Genomic DNA, 23,736 nt, shown 5'->3' on the forward strand with positions numbered 1-23,736 from the left:
TCCATGAAGGCTGTTTACCTAATATTCCTTGTCTTGTCTTCCATTACCTGACCGCTCGTCGCGGGCACGCCGCCCTTCCTTGCTGGCCATCCGGTTGAACGACAGAGAAGTCCGGAGCAGGGCATGGTAGCGCCCGCGTGCACCGCGCGGAACGGCGGCCCGCACACGCATACGCCACAGCGTCGCGACGATCAGCGCGCCGTGCACCGCGCTGGTGAACGTGAACAGCACCGACGGACCGTAACCCTGCATCAGGGCCGAGGAGATGAACGGTCCGAGGATCGCCCCGATCGACCAGAAGAAAAGCAGACCCGCCGCGACCTGTACGTATTGCTCCTGTGTCGCGTGGTCGTTCGCATGGGCCGCGGCGAGGGAGAAGAGCGGCAGCGAGAATGCGCCGAAGATGAAGATGCCGACATAGTTCAACACAGCGTCCGTCCCCGCAAAGCTGTTGATGAACATGCCGGCGAGTGTCGCGCCCGCGGTCGCGATTAGCAAAATGATGCGGCGGTCATAGCGGTCCGACAGCACCCCGAACGGATATTGCAGGACCGTGCCGCCCAGGATGCCGGCGCCCATGAAGGTGGCGATCGCGGTGAGCGGTAGGCCGATCGCCTGCGCGTAGATCGGACCGATCAGGCGGAAGGTCGCGTTGGTCAGGCCGATCGCGATGCAGCTGATACAGGCGATCGGCGACAGCCGCCAGATCAGCGTCGGGCTGAACGAAAAGCTGCGTGGCGGCTTCGGATTGGAGCGGTCGGCGAGCGATATCGGCACCAGCGACATGCTGATCATGATCGCCAGGATCGCGAAGATGGCGAAACTCGATTCCCCGAACACCGGGATGAGATATTGCGAGGCCGTCACGACGATCATGTCGATCAGCCGGTAGATCGACAGCACCCGCGCCCGGTTCTCGTTGGTCACGCCCGAGTTCAGCCAGCTGTCGACGGTGGTGAAAAGCGAGGCGAAGCAAAGCCCGATCACAAACCGCAGCGCCATCCAGGCGATCGGATCGACGATCAGTACCAGGAGCAACGTACCGCTGGCGGCGATGGCACAGAGCGCCGAGAAAGCGCGGATGTGACCGACGGCCCGCAAAATGCGCGGCACGATGAAGCAGCCGCCCATGAAGCCGGCGAAATAGGCCGCGCCGATGACGCCGATCACCAGCGTGGAGAAACCCTCGTCGGCGCCCCGCAGCGCGATCAGCGTGCCCTGCAGTCCGTTGCCGGCGAGCAGGATGGCGGCCGCCGCGAACAGCGGGATGAGCGGTCTTATGGAATTCATGGTCTGGGCGGCACGGAATCGAGGAGTCGGTTGAAGACAAATGACCATAGCACCTTCATCGGTTTTGTCGCGCCCAATCCGGCCGATAATTTCAGCCGCTTCTTGACAAATCACGCCGGTCATGCGCTTGTCCGCGCGGCTTTCACGGTGACATGCGGCCGCTACAGGCTCGCTGTCATTTCAGGTTCAGAAAAACAATCAGGTAAGACCGATGCATCGCTATCGCAGCCATAACTGCGCCGCCCTTCGCAAATCCAATGTCGGAGACACCGTCAGACTGTCAGGCTGGGTCCATCGCGTTCGCGACCACGGCGGTGTCCTGTTCATCGATTTGCGCGACCATTACGGCGTGACGCAGGTGGTTGCGGATCCCGATTCCGCGGCGTTCAACCTGGCTGAAACCGTGCGCGGCGAATGGGTGATCCGCATCGACGGCGACGTCAAGGCGCGTTCCGACGACACGGTCAATCCCAACCTGCCGACGGGCGAGGTCGAGGTCTATGCCCGCGAGATCGAGGTGCTGTCGGCCGCCAAGGAGCTTCCGCTGCCGGTTTTCGGCGAGCCGGACTATCCCGAGGACGTGCGCCTCAAATACCGCTTCCTCGACCTGCGGCGCGAGACGCTGCACCGGAACATCGTGCGCCGCACGGAGATCATCGCGGCGATGCGCGATCTGATGGGCGAGGCGGGCTTTACCGAGTATTCGACGCCGATCCTGACGGCCTCTTCGCCGGAAGGCGCGCGCGACTTCCTGGTGCCGAGCCGTATCCATGAAGGCAAGTTCTACGCGCTGCCTCAGGCGCCGCAACAGTACAAGCAGCTCATCATGGCGTCCGGCTTCGACCGCTATTTCCAGATCGCGCCGTGCTTCCGCGACGAGGATCCGCGCGCCGACCGGCTGCCGGGCGAGTTCTACCAGCTCGACGTTGAAATGAGCTTCGTCGAGCAGGAGGACATCCTGGCGACGATGGAGCCGGTCATCCGCTCCGTCTTCGAGAAATTCGCCGAGGGCAGGCCGGTGACCCAGGAATTCCGCCGCATCCCCTTTGCCGAGGCGATCCGCAAATACGGAACCGACAAGCCGGACCTTCGCAACCCCATCGAGATGGAAGCGGTCACCGAGCACTTCGCCGGCTCCGGTTTCAAGGTCTTTGCAAACATGATCGCCAACGACCCGAAGGTCGAGGTCTGGGCGATACCGGCCAAGACCGGCGGCAGCCGCGCCTTCTGCGACCGGATGAATTCCTGGGCGCAAGGAGAGGGCCAGCCGGGCCTCGGCTACATCTTCTGGCGCGAGGAGGAAGGCGCCGTCGCCGGCGCCGGGCCGCTCGCCAAGAACATCGGGCCGGAACGCACCGATGCCATCCGCGGCCAGCTCGGCCTGGAAGCGGGCGACGCCTGCTTCTTCGTCGCCGGCGTGCCGGAAAAATTCGTCGGCTTCGCGGGCGATGCACGCACGCGCGTGGGCGAGGAACTGGAACTGATCGACACCGAACGGTTCGATCTGTGCTGGATCGTCGACTTTCCCTTCTACGAATGGAACGACGAGGAAGACCGGCTCGACTTCTCGCACAACCCGTTCTCGATGCCGCAGGGCGGTCTGGAAGCGCTGGAGAGCAAGGACCCGAAATCGATCCTCGCCTACCAGTACGACGTTGTCTGCAACGGCTTCGAGATCGGTTCGGGCGGGATCCGCAACCACGTTCCGGAACTTATGGTCAAGGCCTTCGGCCTGGTCGGGTTCGATGCGGACGTGGTCGAGGAACGCTTTGGCGGGCTTTACCGCGCGTTTCAATACGGCGTGCCGCCCCACGGCGGCATGGCGGCGGGCATCGACCGCATCGTCATGCTGCTGGTCGGAGCAAAGAACCTGCGCGAAGTGACCATGTTCCCGATGAACCAACAGGCGCAGGACCTGCTGATGAGCGCGCCGGGAGAGGCCGACGCGGCCCAGTTGCGCGAGCTCAATTTGAGGATCATCCCGGTCGCCCGGGAGGAATGACACCCGCCAGATCGAAAAAGACCCGCCTCACGGCGGGTCTTTTTTGTTTCTAGTTCTCGTTCGCGGTGACCGATACGTTCATCACCTGCGGCAGCGTTTGCGGCGCGCCCATCGCCGATCCGGCAATCGAGGCGAAGGGCAGGGGAGCATCCGGCTTGGCGCTGATCTCGATGCTCTTCGGATCCGACAGGTAAAGGCTGACGGCCTCCGTCACCTGCTGCTGGAACTCGGGATTCTGAAGCTGCGCAAGAACCAGGGGCAGCATGCCCTGCAGGCCCTGGACCATCTGGTCTCGGCTCATGCCCTGCTGGCTGGCCACCATGTCGAGGATCTTGTTGGTCAGCGACGCGTCGTCGAAGCGGACCGACATGCTGTTGAAGGTGAGCTGCTGCATCATGCCCATCATGGCAAGCCCCATCGCCTGCTGGGCCTTGGCGTCGTCCTCCTGGCTGGCCATCTGCTCCTGCATCTGCTGCAGGCCCTTGATGAATTCGAGCGTGTAGCCCGAGATCGAGAACTGCAGGTCGAGGCGGCCGACATCGTCCAGCGTTAGAGCGTATTCCGACAAGGTGATCTCGCCCGTGGGCAGCGCCCAGTAGCCGTTGATGACGATGTCGCCATTGATGTTCTGGTAGCCCATACCGTCGATCGCCTGGCGGGCCTGCGCATCCTCCACAGCGCCGAGATCGACCTCAAGGCCGTCGATCCGTGCGTCGAAATCGACCCGCGTGTTGTCGGAGTTCTTGGAGGTCTTGGTCACCGATCGGGACGCCTGGAACACGTCATTGCCCTCGACGTTCAGCACGATCGGCCCGGTAGAGACGGCATCGTAGAACAGGAGATCGTCCAGCGTATTGCCGCCGGGTTCGGCCGGTACATGCAGGTTCTCGACCTTCAGGTCGCTGACGGAGAACGTCACATCTTCGGCCGAGAACTCGATCTTGTCTTCCGTCAGGGAATCGGCCTTGTAGCCGCCCGATCCGTCTTCCGATACGCCGTTGAAGGTCAGATCGCCGAAATTCAACCCTTCTTCCTCGCCCGGCATTTCCATGGTCACGTCATTGATGACGATCGTGTCCCCCTGGCCGGAGGCACTGCCATAGGTGATCTCTGCGCCCTGGGCGGCATAGGCGGCGGCGAATTTCTTGGCGAAATCCTCCGCGTCGAGAGCCGCGGCCCATTGGGTGGTCGCCAGCAGGGCGACGCCCGCAAATAGTCCGGATTTGAAAGATTGGGCGCGCATATCTTGTCCTTCCTGATATGAGATTTCTATTTTTGCAGGCGCCACCGCGGCGGCGAGTGCCATTCAAGCGTGTTAATCGGTCCAATAACAGCCTATACGGTATTTTTCGGGGCAGGGAACCTCACCAAACTGTTACATGGTTGCCCAAGGGTTATACTTCAACTGTATGGCAGTTCTGGAACCTGCACCAAGCCTTGCCGCGAATCAACGCATCGGCTAAGTGCAGGACATGGGAAAAAGCCTTGTTCCGCCGGGAAACGGCGACGACAGATCGGAACCGGTCGACCTCAAATCGGCGCTTGAAGAGCGCTATCTCGCCTATGCGCTTTCGACCATCATGCATCGGGCCCTGCCGGACGTGCGCGACGGTCTGAAGCCGGTCCACCGGCGCATCGTCTACGCGATGAGCGACATGGGACTGCGTTCGAATGGCGGCTTCAAGAAGTCCGCCAAGATCGTCGGCGAGGTGATGGGTAATTTCCACCCGCACGGCGACCAGGCGATCTACGACGCGCTGGTGCGGCTCGCCCAGGATTTCGCCGTGCGCTACCCGCTGGTCAACGGGCAGGGCAATTTCGGCAATATCGACGGCGATAACGCCGCCGCCATGCGCTACACCGAATCGAAGATGACCTCGGTGGCCGAGCTTTTGCTGCGCGGCATTGACGAGGATGCGGTCGATTTCCGCTCGACCTATGACGAGGAGAACGAGGAACCGGTGGTCCTGCCGGGCGCCTTTCCGAACCTGCTCGCCAACGGCGCGACCGGCATTGCCGTCGGCATGGCGACCTCGATCCCGCCGCACAACGCCGCCGAGCTTTGCGACGCGGCGCTGCATCTCATCAAGCATCCGAATGCGCGCCTGGACAAGATCGTTGAATTCGTGCCCGGACCCGATCTTCCGACGGGCGGCATCATCGTCGAGGACCGCGCCTCGATTCTCGAAGCTTACAAGACGGGCCGCGGCGGGTTCCGCGTGCGCGCCCGCTGGGAGAAGGAGGATGCCGGCCGCGGCGGCTACGTCATCGTCGTCACCGAGATTCCCTACCAGGTGCAGAAATCGCGGATGATCGAGAAGATCGCCGAGCTGCTGCTCGCACGCAAGCTGCCGCTGCTCGACGACATTCGCGACGAATCCGCCGAGGACATCCGTCTGGTGCTCGTTCCCAAGAGCCGCAGTGTCGATCCGACGCTGCTGATGGAATCGCTGTTCAAGCTGACCGACCTTGAATCGCGCGTGTCGCTCAACCTCAATGTCCTGTCGAAGGGCAAGGTGCCGAAGGTCATGTCGCTGCCGGACGTGTTGCTCGAGTGGCTGGAGCACCGCAAGGAAGTGCTGCAGCGCCGTTCGCGGCACCGGCTGGCGGCCATCGAGCGGCGGCTCGAGATCCTCGGCGGTTACCTGATCGCCTATCTCAACATCGACGAGGTGATCCGCATCATCCGCGAGGAGGACGACCCCAAGGCCGAGCTGATGCGCCGCTACGAGCTGACGGATCTCCAGGCCGAGTCGATCCTCAACATGCGGCTGCGGTCCCTGCGCAAGCTCGAGGAAATCGAGATCCGCAAGGAGTTCGACGGTCTGACGGCGGAGAAGGCCGAAATCGAGGCGTTGCTGGCTTCCGATGAGAAGCAGTGGAAAACGGTTGCCTGGGAGATCGGCGAGGTCAAGAAGAGCTTCGGCAAGGACACCGAGATCGGCAAGCGCCGCACCGGATTCGACGATGCGCCGGAAACGGATCTCGAAGCCATCCAGCAGGCGATGATCGAGAAGGAACCGGTGACGGTGGTCGTCTCCCAGAAGGGCTGGATCCGGGCGATGAAGGGCCACCTGACGGATTATTCGGGCCTCTCCTTCAAGGAGGGCGACAAGCTGAAATTCGCCTTTCCCGCCCATACGACCGACAAGATCATCCTGTTCACCACCGGCGGCAAGTTCTACACGCTCGGCTGCGACCGGCTGCCGGGCGGGCGCGGCCACGGCGAGCCGGTGCGTATCATGGTCGATATGGACAACGACCAGGACATCGTCTCGGCCTTCGTGCACGATCCGGAGCAGAAGCTGCTGCTGGCCTCGACCGTCGGCAACGGCTTTGTCGTGCCGCAGTCGGAGATCACCGCCAATACCCGCAAGGGCAAGCAGGTGATGAACGTCAAGCTGCCGGTGGAGGCAACGCTGTGCGTTCCGGTCAGCGGCGACAGCGTCGCGGTAATAGGCGAGAACAAGAAACTGCTGATCTTCCCGCTCACGCAGCTGCCCGAAATGACCCGCGGCAAGGGCGTGCGCCTTCAGCGCTACAAGGACGGCGGCATCGCCGACGTGAAGACCTTCGCCATGGACGAGGGCCTTTCCTGGCAGGATTCGGCCGGCCGCACCCACACCAAGCCGAAGGCGGAACTCGCCGAGTGGCTCGGCGACCGCGCCCAGGCCGGCCGCGTTGCCCCGCGGGGTTTTCCGCGAGCAGGGCATTTCGGCGGGTAGTGGATATGCGTCAGGCGCTCAATGGCCATGGGTTTTAAGAAATAGTATGCAGTCTCTAAAAGGCGGCTCACTCGACAGAATTGTTATTTTTTCCCGCACCAGCTCTGCGGCTGAACTATCGGTCAGCCCGAAATCTTTGGGTGCGTTACCACCAAACAGGAATTCGGCAGCCTGGCCGTCCATGGTCTCCAAAACCCTGGTGCAAATTGTCCTCAACTCAGCGGCATTGTCAGCGCGACTGTCTTGCGCATCGCGGCATTGCAGGACGGACACCAGCAAGTCCCCCTCATAGAGGTCGCCCGATGCGAGTGGATTTTCGCGGAGCACATCAATAGCCCTTGGGAGCAAGTGATATAGACCGATATCTTGCCCGATCATAACCCGGAGATCTTCAGTGGAGAACTGGTCGAGCGGCTTGCGCCTCAATGCGTGACAGGTTTGAACCAGAGGCGAGCCGTCTTCGGCCTCGCCCCAGTCATCGCCCTCAAGCTCCTCCAGCGTCTTGCTCATTCTTTAATCCTGAAGCATCTCTTGCCGCTTTGTCGAGGACTCATGTAGAGTCACTTCTAAGCCTGCCAAATTTCAAGCGCCAAATCTTTTCGCATCTTGCTAACGGGACCAGATCCATGGATTCGCGCGACGTTGCCGTTCACTGGGAAGGAAATGCCGAGACCTGGACGCGGACCACGCGCGCCGGTCACGATGTCTATCGCGACGCGCTCAACACGCCGGCTTTTCTGGCAATGCTGCCGCCCGTCGAGGGCTTGAAAGGCCTTGATGTCGGCTGCGGGGAGGGCGCGAACACCCGCAGCATCGCCGGGCGCGGCGCGCGCATGACCGGCATCGACATTGCGCCGACCTTCATTCGCCACGCGCGGGAAGCGGAAGACGAGGCGCCGCTCGGCATCGACTACCGCGAAGCCGATGCGCTGGCGCTTCCCTTCGCCGATGCAAGTTTCGATTTCGTCACCGCCTTCATGTCGCTCATGGACATGCCCGAACAGGACAGGGCGCTCACCGAGATGTTCCGTGTGCTGCGCCCGGGCGGTTTCCTGCAGTTCTCGATACTGCATCCCTGTTTCGTCCCGCCGAAACGGCGCAATGTCCGCGGCGAGGACGGCGAAGTGCGGGCGGTCGAGGTCGCCGACTATTTCAAAGAGGTGGACGGCCAGGTCGAGACCTGGATGTTCTCGGATGTGCCGGACGAGGAACGCGAACGGCTCGATCCGTTCAGCGTGCCGCGCTTCCACCGGACCTTGTCCAACTGGGTGGCGATGATCTGCGCCGCCGGCTTTCTCATCCAGCGGTTCGGCGAACCCCGCGCATCCGATGAAACGGCCCGCAAGCACCCGCTCGTGGCAGACACCCAGGTGGCTCCGATCTTCCTGCACATCCGCGCCGGCAAGCCAGCTGCCACCGTCTAGGACGGCGTAAACAGCCCTATCTGCCGAAGCCTTGCTGCCGCCATGGGTGGCCCGGCGGATAGAGATGGTTGCGGGAGGAGGGCTGATAAAGCAGTCCCAGCATCGCCGTTCCGCCGCAAATCGGAAGCGGCTCCGGAATGATCTCCGCCCCGGGATGCTGCTGCTGTTCGCAAAAGGCGACGCACTGTTGCAGTTGCCCGGGAATGGACGGTGCCAGGCAGCCGACCCGCGAACCCGAATCCTCGCCCATCCAGAACGCCGTCGCCTCGGTGCGCCATCCGCCCAATGCGCCGAGCCGGGCGGTCAGATCCGCGATCTTGGCCTGCAGCGCCGTGATCCTGGCCTCTGCGGACTTCAGTTGCTCCATGTCGCGGGGCGAGGGACGTTTCTTCATGAAACCCGAATAGACCAGGGGCGGGTTCGGGTCGAAGTACGGGCCGTCATGCTGGACCACGGCCCCGGTCTCAGCGTTGACGTAGATATGGATCTTAAGATCCTCCAGGGTCTCGACCGTCTCCTCGAAATCAAGCCGCGCATTGAACAGTTCGATCTGCGCGGCGGCGAGTTCCTCGGCGAGGGGGCCGTTGGTCTGCGGATCGTTGTCGGCAATCAGCCGCAGCGCAAGCGCACGCAGCCGATTTGCGTCGGAAGCTTCGCTGGCCATCATTTCGCAGCGCCGTATGCACTGCGCCATGTCGTTGTCGCGGCGATGCGCGATGACCTCGTTGCAGGCGACCCGCCAGTTTTCAACGATCGCGGTGCACTCCGCGGCACGGGGTTCGCCAAGTTTGGCGCAGACATTCGCGGGTTCATGCCCGCATTGACCCGGCGGCTGCCTCACGGCGGACGCGGCAGGCGCGGCCGCATTGTCCGAAAGCCCCGGAATGATGAAGTGTCCAAGCCCGGGTTTTTCGACAGAAGGCAACTCGATTTCGGGCATCATGACCACGGGTCCCGAGTCGTCGCTCTCCAGTCCCGGCATCGAGACGTCGCCCGGGGATGCGGTGTCTTCACCCTCGTTGTCTTCGTTTTCGGCTGCCGGCGCGTCCTCATCCTCCGGTTCGCTCGCCGCGTCGTCTTCGAACCCGGCTCCGGTGTCTTCCTTACGCAGGCACGACCGCACATTGCATTCAATCAGCGCCTGCAGGGCCGCGTCGCGCCGCTGGCGCGCCTGCCGCACCTCGGCCTCGAGGTCCTTCAGTTCCTGCAGCCTGTCCCACCGCCCGCCGGGCAGCCCGCCGCCGAGCTTGCTCAGCGCGTCCCTGGACGGAACAACAACGTCCTGAAAATATCGCCGCGCCGCCCGGCCCAGCCGCATGCATGCGCCGTAGTCGGAGATTTCGGGATGCGGGAAGACGTCGAAACCGAAATGGGCCGGAAGATCCATGAATTGATCGTAAAGCTCGGCTGCCGTCTGCGCGGTGCCGTGGACCAGCGTTTCAAGCGAGGATTCCATCTCCGCCAGTGTTTTCTGGTTCCATTGGCTTTGGGAAAGATCGGTGTCCTCTTCCTGCCGGAGTTGCTCGATTTGAGCAGGGGTATATGTGACTCCGTTTTCCCCGATCCACTCGTCCTCAAGCATGCGTGTGTCATTGTTGTAGAGTTGTCTGCCCGAACGCCGCACTTTGATGTCTCCGTGATAGACCAGATTCTCGGTCGCCACCCTTTCCGGCTGGATATCGGATGACTGGTCTTCAAGGGGATCGTCGAAAATGGTGCTGTTTTCGCGGCGTTTCTGTTCGCGCCATCCGCCTTCGGCCAGGATGCTGTTCCGGCACGCCGCATCGCGCGCCCGGATCATGGCATCATATATTTCCTCCACTTCGGCATTGTGGACGGCCTCGCGCTCATAGGCCGCGTTTTCGGCGTGGAAACTCGCAGCAGTTTCGTCGGCGGCGACCCCCGGCATCACTTCTCGCCGGAAAAGATCGAGGTTGCGCAGGGCAAGGCCAAGCCGGGCTTCCTCTTCGCGCAGCGCATTTTCGCGGTCCCCGCACTCCGGACAGTCGGCGGAGATCCCGGTGTCGGCGCTGTCCCGGTCGTAGATGTTTGCATTGTCGGGCATCAGGCATTGTTTGCGGCATTCGGCGATGCCGCGAAGAATGGTCTCCCTGGCGACCAGTATCTCCTCGATCTCGCGCCTGAGCACCCATGGATTGCTCGACGGCGATCGCGGCGGTTTCCCGCTCTTTCTGATCCGCTCCAGCTTTTTCGCCCGGTCGGCGATCTGCATGTTCATCGCTTCGACCATGGACGCATCGTCGCATGCGCAAGCGAACGAGGCGGTCGGCAGCAGCGCCGAGGACAATAATACGAGAACGAACAGCGGGATGAGTAAGGCCGGCGTTGCAGGCGTCAGGCTGAAGCGCGCTATGGAATTTCCGGCAGACGTGGCGCTCCGGCCATCTACTGCGGCCCGTTCACCGGTCAGACATTGCATTTCGGCATCCTGCATATCCCCTCCCGCAGGCGCTGGTACTGTAACCTTACGTGCCGCGATGGGAGGATGCAACGAACCGAAAACACGATTGCGATATCTGTTCAAATCGTGGCGGGTCGCCGGCACGGCCTCGACAACCAATGCGATGGACCTCGGGTCCATCATCAACTAACAATCGGGCAGGCAAGCCCGAACTGAACCATCCGATTCGTGAGGACGCCATGCGGGATCTGCGCATATGTTTCGTGGGTGATAGCTATATCAACGGGTCCGGCGACGAGCAGTGCCTCGGCTGGATTGGACGGCTCTGCCAGGCACGGTTCGACCGGCAGTTCCGGCTCACCTTCTACGATCTCGGCATTCGCGGAGCGACCACCGACGAGATACGAGATCGGTGGAGGCACGAATGCGCATCGCGCTTCCCGGACGGCGCGGACAACCGTGTCGTGCTGCAGTTCGGCATCAACGATGTCGCCGAGATCGCCGGTTCCGGGCGGCGGGTCGAAGAGGATGCATCCGTCGCAAATGCCGAGGCCATCGTGCGCGAGGCGGCCGCGCACTATCCCACAATCTGGGTCGGCGTGCCGCCGGCCAATGTCGCGTGCTCGCCGATGCGGCCCAGTGCGGGGCTGGAGATCAATTTCCGGCAGGAAACCGCAATGGCGCTGAACCGCCGCTACATGAGCCTGGCCGCGGAAATCGGCGTGCCCTATCTCGACATCCATTCACCGCTGCTTGCCAGCCCCCACTACATGCACAGCCTGACGCTCGGAGACCACATGCATTGCGACGGGACGGGCTACGCCATGATGGCCGACCTCGTCGACCGGTGGGACGCCTGGGCGTCCTGGTTCGAGGATGCGTAATACCGCTGACCGGGCACGGGCGTCCGGTTCTACGCGAGCGGCGTCCAGCCCTTTCGCCGCCGTTCCCGGCGTTCGGCTTCGGTCTCGCCGCTGTAGTCGGCCTCCATCGGGGCGGTGGTGAAGCGGTCCCGGCTGTCGAGGCAGTTGACAATCACAAGCGCGCGCTTGGGCGCGTCCGCGGTGATCGCAGCGACATAGACGCCGCAGCGACGGCAAATCAGGTAGTCGGCTGTGCGCAGGCCGAAACGGTAGCGGGCAAAATCCGCATCGTTGCCGATGCGGATGTCGAGGCGCCCTTGCGGGTCGGCGACGGCGCTCACGTTGTGCTTTCGGCAGAACACGCATTGGCAGGCGATCGGCACCATGCGTTCCGGCGCGACATCGGTCCGGAAGACCAGCGAGATGTTGCCGCAATGGCAGCCGCCTTGATGTTCCAACTGAGCCTCCTCAATCCGCTGCCGGCCGATGAATGGCAATTCCGGCCATCACCAGGGCCACGCCGGCGACATCCCGGGCGGATGGAATCTGCGCAAGCACAATGGCCGCGATGATGGTAGCCGTTGCCGGCAGCAGCGCCAACATCAGCGCGAAGCTGGCGCGCGGCAGGCGCGACATGGCGAGCTGATCGCAGATGTATGGAATGACCGATGAGCAGATGCCGACGGCAATGCCCGCGAGCACGAGTTCCGGGTGCCTGAAGGCGCGGACGGCCTCGAACAAGCCGATGGGCAGGAGCACGAAGAACGCGACCATCATGGCCGCGCCGAGGATCTCGACGCCGCCGCTTGCCCCGCGCGCCGCCGCCCGGTGGCCGAGAACGATGTAGCCGACAAACAGGACCGCGTTGAGCGTCGCCCAGGCGAGGCCGAGCGGATCGGTCGCCCATTTCATGTCGATGAGGATGAAGACGCCGACCGCGGCGATAACGAGCGCCAGCAGATTGCGCCGCGTCCGGAACCCGTAGAGCGCGACGGCGATGGTCCCGACGAATTCCATGGCGGCGACGAGGCTCATCGGCAGCCGCTCGAGCGCCAGGTAGAACGATGTGTTCATGACCGCCAGACACAGGCCGAGGCCGAGGAGCAAGAGGCGCATACGTTTGTCGGCGCGACTGATCGTGCGCCACGGCCGTGTCAGCGGCGCGAAGAAGAGCGCGGCGCTGGCGATGCGGAACCAGGCGACGCCGAGCACCCCGACTGCCGGAAACAGGAGCACCGCGAAGGACGGGCCCAGATAGTGAAACACCGCGCTGACGCCGAACCAGGCCTGGGGCGGCACCGTCTGCGCGGCCTTGTTCAATGTGATGGGATTGTTCGCCATATTCGATCCTTGCGACCGAAGGATAGCAGGCGTAAACTGGCGTTCGAATGGATCTTCGAACTTCTTTTTCGGAATCAATATTAAGATACTGAGGCAATATTCATGAAACGCCTTCGATACGAAAACGGCGATCTGGACGGCGTCGATGCGGCCATCCTCGAACACCTGATTGCCGATGCGCGCACGACCGTCGCCGAACTTGCGCGCCGCGTCGGCCTGTCGGCACCGAGCGTCTCGGAGCGCATCAAGCGTCTGGAGGAGGCCGGGATCATCCGCGGTTACACGCTCGATATCGACCCTGCCGCCATCGGTCTGCCGCTCACCGTGTGGATTCGCATCCGGCCGCTGCCCGGTGCGCTCCACCGGGTGGCGGAAATCCTGCGCGCGCAGCCGGAAATCGTCGAATGCGACCGGATAACCGGCGACGACTGCTACGTTGCGCGCGCCCATGTGGCCGATGTCGCCAACCTCGAGGCCTTGATCGACAAGTTCGCTGACAGCGCGTCGACCAACACGTCCGTTGTCCAGTCATCGCCCGTCGCGCGGCGGCTTCCGCAGGTGGGCGCTGGGACGGCGTGAGCAGTGCATGGAATTTGGGTGCGCGGCAACGCTTCCTTGCCCTGGCGCGCAGACGGTCGGGCAGGGCGTGGGACGGCGATCACGCCCTGGCGGAATCTATGCTTGAAAGTCAGCGTTCAACAAGCTGATTTCGATTGCAAAACGCGGTTCCGTGGCAGCGCAGATCACGGATGCATCTTCGCGCCCTTGGTGATCTTGTCGACCGTTTTCTTCTCGTCGCGCAGCGCCAGGCCGACAAGCTTGAGCTCATCGGTCGGAAACTCTTTGACCGCGGCCCTGTTGGCTGCGTCGTGGCCGGTTGCAAACATCTCCTCGGTGTAGATCGCTAAGTCGACGCCGCGATCGAGGGCACGGGAATGGATCTTCGCAAGGCCCTTCGCGTCCGCGGCCAGCGCGATCATCGGCTGGATCATCAGCGGCCTGTAGGTCCTGCCGTTCGCATCCTCGTAGCGGTCGCCAATGAGGTCGGGGTTCGCACCGAGAACGCCGCTTGTCAGGAAGGCAGTGACGTTCAGTTTCTGCCAGACGGGAAGATCCTCCCGCACGATGATGGCGATCTTGGTATCAAACATGTTTGACCTCATCCGATTCGGAATTCTCGCTAAAAAGAAGGAAGAAATTTGGAGATTTCTTCTGTAAACAATGTAATTTTCGCCACACTTGGGTGCAAACGAAACAAATTCGGAGGATGGCTGAAATGACGGCATTGGACCGAACGGATCGCCGCATTCTCGCTCTGTTGTCGAAGAATGCACGGATGAGCAACAAGGAACTCGCGCACGCGGTGGAACTGTCGCCGTCCAGCGTTCACGAAAGGACCAGGCGCCTGTTCGAAAGCGGACTGTTGGCGGGCGCCCATGCCGATGTGCGCCTCGACCGGCTGGGCCTTTCGCTGAGGGCGCTGCTGTTCGTGCAGATGTCCGAACACGAAAAGACCAACCTGGACAGGTTCATCGAAGATATTCTGCGGATCCCGGAGACACGGGCGGCTTGGATGATCAGCGGCCGGTTCGACGCCATTGTCGAAATCGTCACCCGCGACACGACCCATCTTCACCGGATTGTCGTCGAAAAATTCTCCTCGCGGGAGGAGATTCACCGCATCGAGACTTCGATCATATTCGAGGGCGCCCGGCAACACGACCTGTCGGACGCGCTCGAGCTTGCCCGATAATTGCGGTCACTCGGCCGGAATGCGCTCCGGCTTGCCTTCCACATGGACCCGGAAGACGATTGCGCGCGCCGGCTGGTCGGCAGTGAAGGGTGCGTGCACCTTGCCCCTTCCGATCGCGAAGGCCTCGCCCGCGCGATAGACCCGGTCTTCCTTGCCTTCCTCGCGGTGGACGGCGGAGCCCTCGATCACATAGACGAATTCCTCGCCGGGATGGCTGTGTGGCGGAACCGCCGTATTGGGAGGGATCACCACGTCCGAGATGATCACCTCTATTCCCGGCGCCGTTTCCAGCGGCGCCCTAAGCATGGTGTTGCTGCCCGGCTGCGGACGAAATCCGCCGTCGTCCGCGAAGGCGCCGCATGGCGCGCCAAAAAACCCGAACGCCGCGGCGAACGCGGCGGCTTTCAGCAAATGCGCTTGTCCCGTCATGTGATTGAAGATGTCCCGATTGTTGCGTGGCTCCGGCCGATCTTTGTGTCCGCAGGGGGCGCTGTCAACCGGCATCGTCGCCGCGCCGAGACGCGCCGGGCCCGGCTTGGCCTGCGGACCTCTCCGTCACTCTCGTTCGGCAGCAGCCGGTCTTTCCGGGAGACCACATTTCAAGCTCGAAATCGAAGCCGGCCGCCTCCCACACCGCCTCGTCGAAGGCCCGCGCGCATTTGAGCAGGGTGCAGACCTCGTCATCGCTGCACCCCATCTGGAGCCACCCGTCCTTCAGCGGGCAGGTCATCAGTTGCACGTCGAGGCATGTGTCGCTGATTTCCTTGACCTCGGGCGAGTAAGTGGCGCCGCCGTCGGGACCCTTGAAATAGGCCTCGAGCAGGCCGGGGAAATCGCGCGGGGCGAGATGCGCCAGCGACGCGCCGACCTCGAGACCGTGCGCTCGGCTGGCGCCTTGCATCACACTGATCGCCTCGGCTTCGCCGTGGCGCCGCGTCAATTCGCGGAAGACGGCAAGGTAGATCCGGCCGCGGTCCTTCACGGCGCCGTAGTGGAGGGATTGCGTCTCAGGGCCGGTCATTGCACTGCCACCGCTTCGATTTCCAGCAGCCAGGCTTCGTTGAATATGCCCGTGATGATCACCGTCAGGGCCGGCCTGTTGTCCTTCAGCACCGCGCGGCGCACGGCGCTGTTTTCGTCCCGGTACCTGCGGTCCGAAAGATAGGTGGTGTGGCGGACGATGTTTTCCAGCCCGAGGCCGGCTGCCTTCAACTGCGCCTCGACATTCGCCCAGGCCTGTTCAGCCTGTTCGGTGAAGGTTTCGGGCACCGTTCCGTCCGGCCGCACCGGTATCTGCCCGCTGACATAGACCGTCCGCGTGTGGCCGGAGACGGCGACGCACTGGGCGTATGAGCCGTTGAGGTCGTGCGCTTCGGGCGACGTGATATGCTCCATCTTCATCAGGGAATATTCCTTCCGGTTCGATTGCCGAGCGCCAGGTTACCGGCTGCCGGGGCGGGTGCTCAACGCAGAAGACCTCTTGCGCAGGGATAGAATTTCTCGCCCTCGGCGACCGCTTCCTGGTGTATGCTGCGATGCGGAGAACGCGATGACATACAGGCTTCCATCCTTGAATTCGCTGCGTGCCTTCGAGGCCGCGGCAAGGCATCTGAGCTTCAAGACCGCAGCGAGTGAACTCGGCGTGACCGCCGGCGCCGTCAGCCAGCAGGTCAAGAAACTCGAGGCATCGCTCGGTATAGCGCTGTTCCGGCGCCTGCCGCACGGTCTGCTGCTGACCCATGAGGGCGAAGCTTACCTGCCGCCGATCACAAAGGTCTTCGCGGACCTGACCGCGGCGACCGAGGCGATCGCGCCCGAGATAAACAGCCGGAAGTTCCGGGTCGGCATGAGCTCTGCCGCCAGGGACAAGCTGCCGGCGGACTGGCCGAACGGCAGCGGCGGCCTGCGCAACCACATCCGCGACTGGGTGGAGACCGGCGACGTCGAGCTGTTGCGGACCGACGAGATCGACTGTCTCATCCGTCCGGGCGGCGGCCCCTATGGCGATCTCGCACTCATCATCATCCCGGATTCGGGCGGCGCGCAGGCTCTTCATTTCGTCTGCAAGCCGGGCCTTGCCGACTGCCGGCAGGCGCGGGCGATCGTGCAGGACCTGACGCGCAACATCGCGCCGGCGCGGTGAGGCGAGGGGCGGCCCGACCAATCAACGTGGAGGAACAGGCGAATGCGAGTGGTGCGAATATTCCGGTTTCTTTTCTTAATCCTCCTGGTTGGCGTGTCATCGGCTCCGGCACAGGACTCCCTGCCGATGCGCGAGACGCCTGTCCCGCGCACCACGAACGGCGTTCCGCACGTTCAGATCGGCGTTGAGCCCGTCCCGGAAATCTCGGCCGAATTGTTGCAGCGCGTATCACGCACACCCGGGATCGAGATACAGGACAGTATCCTCTCCTTGCCGGGTGCCTTGGGGTTCTGGGTCACCGAAGAGGTTCCGCTGGCCCGCCCGGACGCCATCGTTCGCGGCCGTGAGTTCGCCCACCTGCACCCGGACGGAAGCCTGCACGCCTCGCTGCCCCCCGCCCTTGCCGACCAGGCGGTTCAACGCGGATGGGCGGTGCATCATCCCTGGTCCGGCCGGCGGCCGGGCTGGGACGGATTTGTGATGATCTATACGCCCGTCTCGGGGGCGGAACTGGAAGTCGTGCTTGAGCTCATTATGAAATCGTACGAATACGTGACGGGAAGGGATGCAACCTCGCTGTAATGGCGGGATGTTTTCGGGATTTCGCTTGCGAGCGCTACGCGTCAGGCCTTTTCGATCTCGGTGCGAATGATTTGCCACTCCTCTTCGACCGGTCCCGGGTGCCGTGTCCGGCCGGCACGCCGGTACCAGTAGGCGGCGTTGGCATCGTCGCCCTCGATCCGGTGGACGAGGGCATGGATCCAGTCGTAAAGCGGCGAGCCTTCATGCGACTGGCATATCTCGTGCGCCTGATCCATCTCGGAGCCCGGCTGCAGGTCGCCGGCCTTCAGCAGATCGAGGGATTTGAGGAGTTCCGCCTGGGACATGTGTTTGCCTTTCCTGTGCCTGCACATTAGCGCGTTCAAGTGCATTTGCCATGCGTCATCGGCCACCGGCATCAGCGCCGCCTGCCTTCACCGGCACGCCCCTGACGCGTTCCGATCGGCCAGATGTTCAGATCGACAATAACCTTCATGGTCGCCGCCACGACCAGCGCGCACAGCACGATCTTCGAGACCGTCTCCATGGTTCCCTCGATCAGCACCGCATGGACCACGCTGCCGACGACGACGAGCAGCGCAAGCGACGTGTGAATGCGGCGCCAGGTCCGCGGGCGAAGGGGCAGCCGCCGGCGCAGCGCCGCCACGAGCGCCGCCGCGAACACCGCCCACATGGCGATCGCGCCCCAGGCGGAGAAGGGGGTCGGCGAGCGAAAGAGGAGGACATCCACCACGTCGGGCGGGCTGGTGACCCAAAGGGCCGCGACGTGGATCACCACCGCCGCGACCAGGGCCGCGCCGACGAAGCGGTGCACGCGCCGCCCCCGGTAGGCCGACAGGCCCGGCAGGTACCCGCCCGCCAGCAGCGGCTGCAGGAGCAGCAACGCCATGGCAACGACGCCGGCAAACCCGGCGGCAATATAGACCGGGTCGCGCCAGGCGAGCAGCGGGCTTGCCGCCGCGGCGGCGAGCGGCACGGCAATGGCGGCGGCGAGGGCCGCCCAGATCAGGAATGCGCGGGGTTTGCCGTTGGCTTTCGAACCCAACGGGGTCAGACCGGCTGAAGGACGAAATGCGCCTCCAGGCTTTTGTCTTTCGAACTCGGCATGATGGGACGCAAAAAGACGGTCTCGAAGTCGCCGCTGTCATAGGCAAGATGCCCGTGCGGCTGGCCGAAGGCGGGCACGATCTGCGGCATCTCGAGGCGGAAAACGCCATTGGCGTCGGTCAGCGTCGCGCCGTGGCTGTGCCAGTCGCGCTCGTGGCCCTCGGTGGTGTGCGCCCAGATCTGGATACGCTGGCCGGCAAGCGGAGCGCCGTCACCGGCGCGGCGCACGGTGCCGCTCATCCAGAAGCCGCCGCCGCCGATGCGCTCGACGATCGGCGCGCCGGCGCGGTAATTGTTGGAGCCGCCGCGCATCGAGCGCGTCGGCGCGAGGCCCGCGGCACGGGCGGGGACGAGCAGCCCGGAAGCCCCGGTCGCTGCCACGGCGGCGCCGGCGGCAAGGAGGGTTCGGCGGGTAATGAAGTCAGTCGTCATGTGGATGTCTCCTGCCGGCTCTCGTGCCCCCGGCCTGTCGATGGATTCCAAACACTGTCGCTGCTGGATTATAGCGCGATTGCGGCAAATTCCGAGACCGGGACGGTACAGGGCAGGATAATCCGCGCTCACTGTTTCGTGAGTGGAGCGAATTCGTCAGGGCCCGGTGACCAGCCTGAGGATCAGCTGGTGGACATTGCCGCCGGTGCTCATCTCCGACTGTTCGAAAGCGCGGTTGCGGGCCTTGTAGCGCGTGAAGGCGGCCTTGAGCGGCGCCTGGATGGCGTTGCGGATCTTTTTGCAACCCGGGTCGTTCGGCTGCCGGAAGCCGACGGTCGTGTCGTAGATCTCCTGCGCCATCTCGACGACGTATTTGCCGTGAACGGCCTCGTGGGCGCGCATGCCTGCGATGAAGACGCGCCAGCGGGCGGCAACGTCCGGGGCCAGTTTTCCCTGCGGTTTCGGCAGGGTGTAGGTGATGGTCAGGAAGTGCCGCGCGGCGGCGAGCACGCAGTCATTGCCGTCGCGCTTGTAGTCACGGCCCCATTTCAGGTCGAATTCGGTCAGGGCTATGGCGCTCGATGCCCCGTTGCCGATGCGCGGGCCGCGCGCACCGATCGATTGGTAGAGTTCCAGGCCGGTCGTTCCCGAAATCGCATAGGTCTTCTCGACTTCCCTCGCGCGGATGTCCTTGGTGCGGAGGTCGGCCTGGGCCGGCGGGGCGAGGAGGAGCACGGCGGCGGTACAGCAAACGAGGGTGCGTTTCATTCGGTGGCCGGGTCCTTGGAGCCTTGGTTTGCCGGATATCTCCGGGCGTGCGCGCGTTCGTTAGACGATATTTGCGAGCCGGCACCGAATTGCAAGTGCATGCCGTGCCGAATCTTTTCCAACTTGCCCCGCCGGATTCGATATTTTAGGCTTGAAGTATGGCTAGGGACAATCCTTACCGACCGTTCACGCCGGACCCGGACTTTGTCGCGCTGTTGCCGGAAACGGACGGCTGCACGACCAACGGCCTGGGCGAGAGGGAAGTGCGCCGCCCGACAATGGTCTGGTGGGCGCCCGATATGGATGCCGCCGATTTCGGCGAAGCCCAGAAGTGGTTCTACCAGCGCGAGCCGAAAGATCCGGTCCTGATGGAACACCGGGCCAGGCGGCGTGCGATCCTCGAAGCGCCGTTGCCCGATCTTGCGCCGACGCCCACCCAACGCGATCCGCAGGAATGGACGGACGCATTGAACCGGTTCATCGCCGAGGGCCATTGCGAGATGGTCGGCGCCACGGCGTTGCAGCCCGAGTGGGTTTTCGATCACCAGGAAACGGATTTCGGCACCGTCGTCATGCTGGGGGTTCAGCACGAATATGACGAACTGAAGCACGTGCCGGATACCCGTGGCGGCATCGAGGTGACGCGGCAGTATTGCCGGGCGGCCGCGGCGGCCAAGGCCGTTGCCGGATGGTTGCGGGAGGAGGGCTGGGATGCGCTCCCCGTGACGGGCCCGATGGTCGGTGAGATCCTGATGATCCCGCCGGCGCTCGAATGCGGCTTCGGCGAGTTGGGAAAGCACGGCTCGCTGATCAACCAGGAGTTCGGCTCCGCATTCCGGCTGGGCGCTGTGCTTACGGATGCGCCGTTTGCGCACACGCCCAAACGCACCTTCGGCGTCGACGATTTCTGCGCCCGGTGCCGGGTCTGCGAGGATGCCTGTCCGCCCTTCGCGATCGGGCCCGAGAAACAGATGGTGCGCGGTGTCGAGAAGTGGTTCGTCGACTTCGACAAGTGCATCCCGTTCTTTGCCGAAACGTCAGGCTGCGCCATCTGCATCGCCGTCTGCCCCTGGTCGCGTCCGGGCGTCGGGATGAATTTGGCCGAAAAGCTGGCAAGGCGAAGCGATCGGGAAACCACCGCTGAAAAGTGAGTTCCGCTTCCGCGTATGCGGACAATAATCAGAAACGGAACGATGCCTTGACCTGACCGGTCATCTCCGTGCCGCCGCTGAAATCCGATTGCATCTCACCGCTGAAACCAATGGTGCGGGAGCCGTCGGCCGAGGTGTTGGCGACATTGAGGCCGACGAAGGCCGCCGCCTGGTCCTGCGTTTCCGCGGCAAATACGAACGGTGTCGCAGCGACAATGGCGTTGACATCGTCGGAGCCGGCATCGATCGTCGCATCGACGCCGAAGGCCAGGTTGAACAGCGTCGTGCTGCCATTGGCATGGGGTCTTGCGTGCGGCAGGCTGACCTGGCCGCGCAGGTTGAAGAGCGACACAGAGCGTCCGGCGACCGTCAGCGGATTGGCAATGCCGCTCTCCGTGTAGCCGTCGAGGTTCATATAGACGTAGGTCGCACGGCCGCCGACGCGCATCGGCCTGCCTGCGAAACTGACCGGCGTCGAGGCGCTCAGGGACGGGGCGAGAAAATAGCCGTTGAAATCGCCCTGCGCGGCGACGCCGTTGACATAGCGGGTCGCATCATTGTCCGTCGCGCCGGCCACGAAAGCGGCATGGACGCGGTACGCGCCGTAATCGCGCTTGAAGTAGGCGCCGCCGAAGGCCGTATCGGTCTCGGTGTCGCCGGCGCCGAAGTCGACGGTCAGCTTGCTGTAGCTGTAGCCGCCGACAAGTCCGAATGCGCCGTTTGCCGACGCTTTGCCGGTCTCGATGCCGGTCGCAAAGCCGCCGAAATCATGGTTGAACGGCGCCAGGCTGCTGGTTCCGTCAAGATGATGGTGGCCGCCGAAGCCCGATCCCCAAAGGCGCATGCCGCTGCCGCCGGCGCCATCGCCCCTCGCGAAGGCCTGAGTGCTTTGCAGGCCGGCGCCGGGCGGTCCGCCCTCGCTGTCGATGGCGCTGAGGATGGCATCGGTCACGTCGCTGATCATCGTGCCTTGCGCGGCAAAGCCGGTGGCGTCCACCGCCACCGCCGTCAGGCCGCCATTGATCAGCACGCCGCCGCCGGAAAAGTTGATGATTTCCGGCGCCGACTCCAGATCGGTATCGCCCTGGCCGTACCCGCCGGTATCGGCGAAGTCGACGGTGGCGTTGAGCCCCGGCAGGAAGTTCAGCGTGTCGATGTCATCGGGGTTGGTGCCGCCCGAACCGTCATTGCCGTTGCCAAAGTCCATCGCCCCGTTGATGATCGAACCGCCCAGCAGGTTGACCACATCGTTGCCGTCGAATCGCAGGTCCACGGCAAAGCCGTTTCCGCCGGTCAGAATACCGCTTGTTGTGATTGTCGCAGGCGCAACGGCGCCGGTATAGCGTCCACCTACGATTGCGGTGTCGCTCGCATCGATATTGCCGGTGTTTGAAATGTGGATTTCCGCACCATCGCCAACCGCTGCATATTTAACCACTGTCCTTATCCCGTCATCATCATCGACGGTAATGTTCCCGTTGGACGTGATTCTAATCGATCCGATATATGAAGCCGCGTCGATGCCGTCGGAGTCAGATTGAATATTACCGTTCAAGACAATGCTGATATCGTTGTAGGCGTCGGCGTCGATGCCGTGGTCGTTGTCGCTGGTGATGTCGCCATTGACGATAATATCGACGTTGCCGATCCCGGGACCATCTTCGTACGCCTGTGCATCGATACCATCATCCTGTGATGTGATATTGCCGTTCACCCTGATGGTCGTGTTGCCATATTCGGAATTGGCGTAAATGCCATAGGCACCATTCCCGGTGACGTCGCCGTCCACGAAGATGTTAATGTCTCCGCCCAGGCCGTCGTTTTCCGCGTAGATGCCGTCATCTTGCCCGACCACATCGCCGGTCTGGTGGAGGGTGATGTTCCCGGTCTCGTTGACATAAAGGTAAATCCCGTCATCTCCGGCTGTTATGTCGCCGGTGTTGGTGACCGTGATGTCGCCGTCGCCATTCACATAGGCGTAGATTCCTTCCGCGTTGGAGCCGCTGGTGTTAATGTCGCCATCGTTCGAGATGACGATATCGCCGTCGCCGTCGATATAGACGTAAACGCCATCGGCTCCGTTGCCATCGGTGGTGATGTCGCCGATGTTCGAGATGTCGACGTTTCCGTCACCATCCACAAAGGCGCGAATTCCCTCCGCGTTGTTACCCGTCGTGGTGATCCCGGCGGTGCCGCTGGTATCGACATCGATGTTTATGTCATCGCCAACCGTATAGAAATCGATGCCGCCGACGCCGGCTGCCGGCGTGATACCGGGCGGAAAAACATTGAAGACGTTGAGCGTGTCAATGGTCGGACCATCGGCATCGATGCCGGCCGAGACATCGCCGGTACAGGTGACCACGCCGCCGGTCACGACACATGGGCCGCCTGACGGCGGAACCACTGTCTGAGCGGATGCGGCTTGCGGCTGCGCGATCAAGGTTCCAAGTCCCATCGCGCCGGCTGCCACTGTCGACACGATCGGCCTGGAACGGTGTTTGTGCTGCCTGCGTGCCAGCGCTGCATGACGGCGTCGTGCGCGCCGGTTCAGTATGACTTTGTCCCGCAATTTGTTCCCCGGGGCGGTCCGCTCCGCCAATCAAAATTTGCCTAAAAGAATCTCATATATCAGGAATGCAACTGAATCATTAAATTACCCTGGTTTCAAGGTGGGCAAGCGCGGCCGGTTCGCGTTTTTGACCGCAATTCGGAATTACCGGCAAATGGAAAGCGTTTGTTGCCGTTTGGCAA

24 protein-coding genes are annotated in these 23,736 nt (G+C 63.1%); 9 read left to right on the forward strand and 15 right to left on the reverse strand.

The window, feature by feature from the left end:
• Window positions 1–18: 18 nt before the first annotated feature.
• Entirely contained in the window at window positions 19–1,290 is a 1,272-nt protein-coding gene (locus E4M07_RS12870; protein ID WP_136658751.1) for an MFS transporter, read from the reverse strand.
• A gap of 211 nt (window positions 1,291–1,501) precedes the next feature.
• Here E4M07_RS12870 and aspS point away from each other — a divergent pair, with 211 nt between their 5' ends.
• Window positions 1,502–3,292, forward strand: a complete 1,791-nt coding sequence (gene aspS, locus E4M07_RS12875; RefSeq protein WP_136658752.1) for an aspartate--tRNA ligase — start codon at window positions 1,502–1,504, stop codon at window positions 3,290–3,292.
• 49 nt (window positions 3,293–3,341) lie between these two features.
• Here aspS and E4M07_RS12880 read toward each other — a convergent pair whose 3' ends face one another.
• A complete protein-coding gene (locus E4M07_RS12880) occupies window positions 3,342–4,535 on the reverse strand; it encodes a hypothetical protein (RefSeq protein WP_136658753.1) in 1,194 nt (397 codons plus the stop codon).
• Between the two features lie 229 nt (window positions 4,536–4,764).
• Between E4M07_RS12880 and parC the strand changes: the two genes are divergently transcribed.
• A complete protein-coding gene (parC, locus tag E4M07_RS12885; RefSeq protein ID WP_136658754.1) occupies window positions 4,765–7,017 on the forward strand; it encodes a DNA topoisomerase IV subunit A in 2,253 nt (750 codons plus the stop codon).
• A gap of 18 nt (window positions 7,018–7,035) precedes the next feature.
• Here the strand turns inward: parC and E4M07_RS12890 are convergent, their stop codons facing one another.
• Window positions 7,036–7,527, reverse strand: coding sequence for a contact-dependent growth inhibition system immunity protein (locus E4M07_RS12890; protein WP_136658755.1), 492 nt, complete (start codon window positions 7,525–7,527; stop codon window positions 7,036–7,038).
• 116 nt (window positions 7,528–7,643) lie between these two features.
• Between E4M07_RS12890 and E4M07_RS12895 the strand changes: the two genes are divergently transcribed.
• The gene (locus E4M07_RS12895; RefSeq protein ID WP_136658756.1) at window positions 7,644–8,441 is read left to right on the forward strand and encodes a class I SAM-dependent methyltransferase; all 798 of its coding nucleotides are present in this window, start codon (window positions 7,644–7,646) and stop codon (window positions 8,439–8,441) included.
• A gap of 16 nt (window positions 8,442–8,457) precedes the next feature.
• On the opposite strand, the gene E4M07_RS12900 is transcribed toward E4M07_RS12895, so the two are convergent.
• Window positions 8,458–10,896: a hypothetical protein gene (locus E4M07_RS12900; protein WP_136658757.1), complete on the reverse strand. Its 2,439-nt coding sequence runs from the start codon at window positions 10,894–10,896 to the stop codon at window positions 8,458–8,460.
• Window positions 10,897–11,102: 206 nt separating this feature from the next.
• Here E4M07_RS12900 and E4M07_RS12905 point away from each other — a divergent pair, with 206 nt between their 5' ends.
• Entirely contained in the window at window positions 11,103–11,747 is a 645-nt protein-coding gene (locus E4M07_RS12905) for a GDSL-type esterase/lipase family protein (RefSeq protein ID WP_206057241.1), read from the forward strand.
• Between the two features lie 29 nt (window positions 11,748–11,776).
• Here the strand turns inward: E4M07_RS12905 and E4M07_RS12910 are convergent, their stop codons facing one another.
• Together E4M07_RS12910 and E4M07_RS12915 are read right to left on the reverse strand one after the other, a co-directional pair.
• Window positions 11,777–12,184: a hypothetical protein gene (locus E4M07_RS12910; protein WP_136658759.1), complete on the reverse strand. Its 408-nt coding sequence runs from the start codon at window positions 12,182–12,184 to the stop codon at window positions 11,777–11,779.
• A 10-nt stretch (window positions 12,185–12,194) separates the two neighbouring features.
• A complete protein-coding gene (locus E4M07_RS12915; RefSeq protein WP_136658760.1) occupies window positions 12,195–13,067 on the reverse strand; it encodes an EamA family transporter in 873 nt (290 codons plus the stop codon).
• A 102-nt stretch (window positions 13,068–13,169) separates the two neighbouring features.
• On the opposite strand from E4M07_RS12915, the gene E4M07_RS12920 reads away from it, so the two are divergent.
• On the forward strand, window positions 13,170–13,646 hold the full coding sequence (locus E4M07_RS12920; RefSeq protein ID WP_136658761.1) for an Lrp/AsnC family transcriptional regulator: 477 nt from the start codon (window positions 13,170–13,172) through the stop codon (window positions 13,644–13,646).
• Between the two features lie 164 nt (window positions 13,647–13,810).
• Here the strand turns inward: E4M07_RS12920 and E4M07_RS12925 are convergent, their stop codons facing one another.
• The gene (locus E4M07_RS12925; RefSeq protein ID WP_136658762.1) at window positions 13,811–14,218 is read right to left on the reverse strand and encodes a DUF2000 family protein; all 408 of its coding nucleotides are present in this window, start codon (window positions 14,216–14,218) and stop codon (window positions 13,811–13,813) included.
• 125 nt (window positions 14,219–14,343) lie between these two features.
• Here E4M07_RS12925 and E4M07_RS12930 point away from each other — a divergent pair, with 125 nt between their 5' ends.
• The gene (locus E4M07_RS12930) at window positions 14,344–14,820 is read left to right on the forward strand and encodes an Lrp/AsnC family transcriptional regulator (RefSeq protein WP_169054206.1); all 477 of its coding nucleotides are present in this window, start codon (window positions 14,344–14,346) and stop codon (window positions 14,818–14,820) included.
• A gap of 6 nt (window positions 14,821–14,826) precedes the next feature.
• On the opposite strand, the gene E4M07_RS12935 is transcribed toward E4M07_RS12930, so the two are convergent.
• The 3 genes from E4M07_RS12935 to E4M07_RS12945 form a co-directional block, all read right to left on the reverse strand.
• Window positions 14,827–15,249 (reverse strand): cupin domain-containing protein, encoded by a 423-nt coding sequence (locus tag E4M07_RS12935; protein ID WP_136658764.1) that lies wholly within the window; start codon window positions 15,247–15,249, stop codon window positions 14,827–14,829.
• Between the two features lie 64 nt (window positions 15,250–15,313).
• Complete coding sequence (locus E4M07_RS12940; RefSeq protein ID WP_136658765.1) at window positions 15,314–15,841, reverse strand: L-2-amino-thiazoline-4-carboxylic acid hydrolase; 528 nt, start codon at window positions 15,839–15,841, stop codon at window positions 15,314–15,316.
• On the reverse strand, window positions 15,838–16,221 hold the full coding sequence (locus E4M07_RS12945; RefSeq protein WP_136658766.1) for a RidA family protein: 384 nt from the start codon (window positions 16,219–16,221) through the stop codon (window positions 15,838–15,840). The genes E4M07_RS12940 and E4M07_RS12945 overlap by 4 nt, the downstream gene beginning before the upstream one ends.
• A gap of 148 nt (window positions 16,222–16,369) precedes the next feature.
• Here E4M07_RS12945 and E4M07_RS29855 point away from each other — a divergent pair, with 148 nt between their 5' ends.
• On the forward strand, window positions 16,370–16,963 hold the full coding sequence (locus tag E4M07_RS29855) for a LysR family transcriptional regulator (protein WP_136658767.1): 594 nt from the start codon (window positions 16,370–16,372) through the stop codon (window positions 16,961–16,963).
• 126 nt (window positions 16,964–17,089) lie between these two features.
• Window positions 17,090–17,545, forward strand: coding sequence for a luciferase family protein (locus E4M07_RS12955; protein WP_206057242.1), 456 nt, complete (start codon window positions 17,090–17,092; stop codon window positions 17,543–17,545).
• A 41-nt stretch (window positions 17,546–17,586) separates the two neighbouring features.
• On the opposite strand, the gene E4M07_RS12960 is transcribed toward E4M07_RS12955, so the two are convergent.
• The 4 genes from E4M07_RS12960 to E4M07_RS12975 form a co-directional block, all read right to left on the reverse strand.
• Complete coding sequence (locus E4M07_RS12960; protein ID WP_136658769.1) at window positions 17,587–17,850, reverse strand: hypothetical protein; 264 nt, start codon at window positions 17,848–17,850, stop codon at window positions 17,587–17,589.
• Between the two features lie 71 nt (window positions 17,851–17,921).
• Window positions 17,922–18,569, reverse strand: coding sequence for a ferric reductase-like transmembrane domain-containing protein (locus E4M07_RS12965; protein WP_136658770.1), 648 nt, complete (start codon window positions 18,567–18,569; stop codon window positions 17,922–17,924).
• Window positions 18,570–18,574: 5 nt separating this feature from the next.
• The gene (locus tag E4M07_RS12970; RefSeq protein WP_136658771.1) at window positions 18,575–19,063 is read right to left on the reverse strand and encodes a twin-arginine translocation pathway signal; all 489 of its coding nucleotides are present in this window, start codon (window positions 19,061–19,063) and stop codon (window positions 18,575–18,577) included.
• Window positions 19,064–19,219: 156 nt separating this feature from the next.
• Entirely contained in the window at window positions 19,220–19,831 is a 612-nt protein-coding gene (locus tag E4M07_RS12975; RefSeq protein WP_136658772.1) for a DUF922 domain-containing protein, read from the reverse strand.
• Between the two features lie 158 nt (window positions 19,832–19,989).
• Here E4M07_RS12975 and E4M07_RS12980 point away from each other — a divergent pair, with 158 nt between their 5' ends.
• Window positions 19,990–20,982, forward strand: coding sequence for a 4Fe-4S dicluster domain-containing protein (locus E4M07_RS12980; protein WP_136658773.1), 993 nt, complete (start codon window positions 19,990–19,992; stop codon window positions 20,980–20,982).
• A 28-nt stretch (window positions 20,983–21,010) separates the two neighbouring features.
• On the opposite strand, the gene E4M07_RS12985 is transcribed toward E4M07_RS12980, so the two are convergent.
• On the reverse strand, window positions 21,011–23,464 hold the full coding sequence (locus E4M07_RS12985; RefSeq protein WP_136658774.1) for an autotransporter outer membrane beta-barrel domain-containing protein: 2,454 nt from the start codon (window positions 23,462–23,464) through the stop codon (window positions 21,011–21,013).
• Between the last annotated feature and the right edge of the window lie 272 nt (window positions 23,465–23,736).

Origin of the sequence: Nitratireductor sp. XY-223, from assembly GCF_004959855.1 — a bacterium.
Classification (GTDB): Bacteria; Pseudomonadota; Alphaproteobacteria; order Rhizobiales; family Rhizobiaceae; genus Hoeflea_A.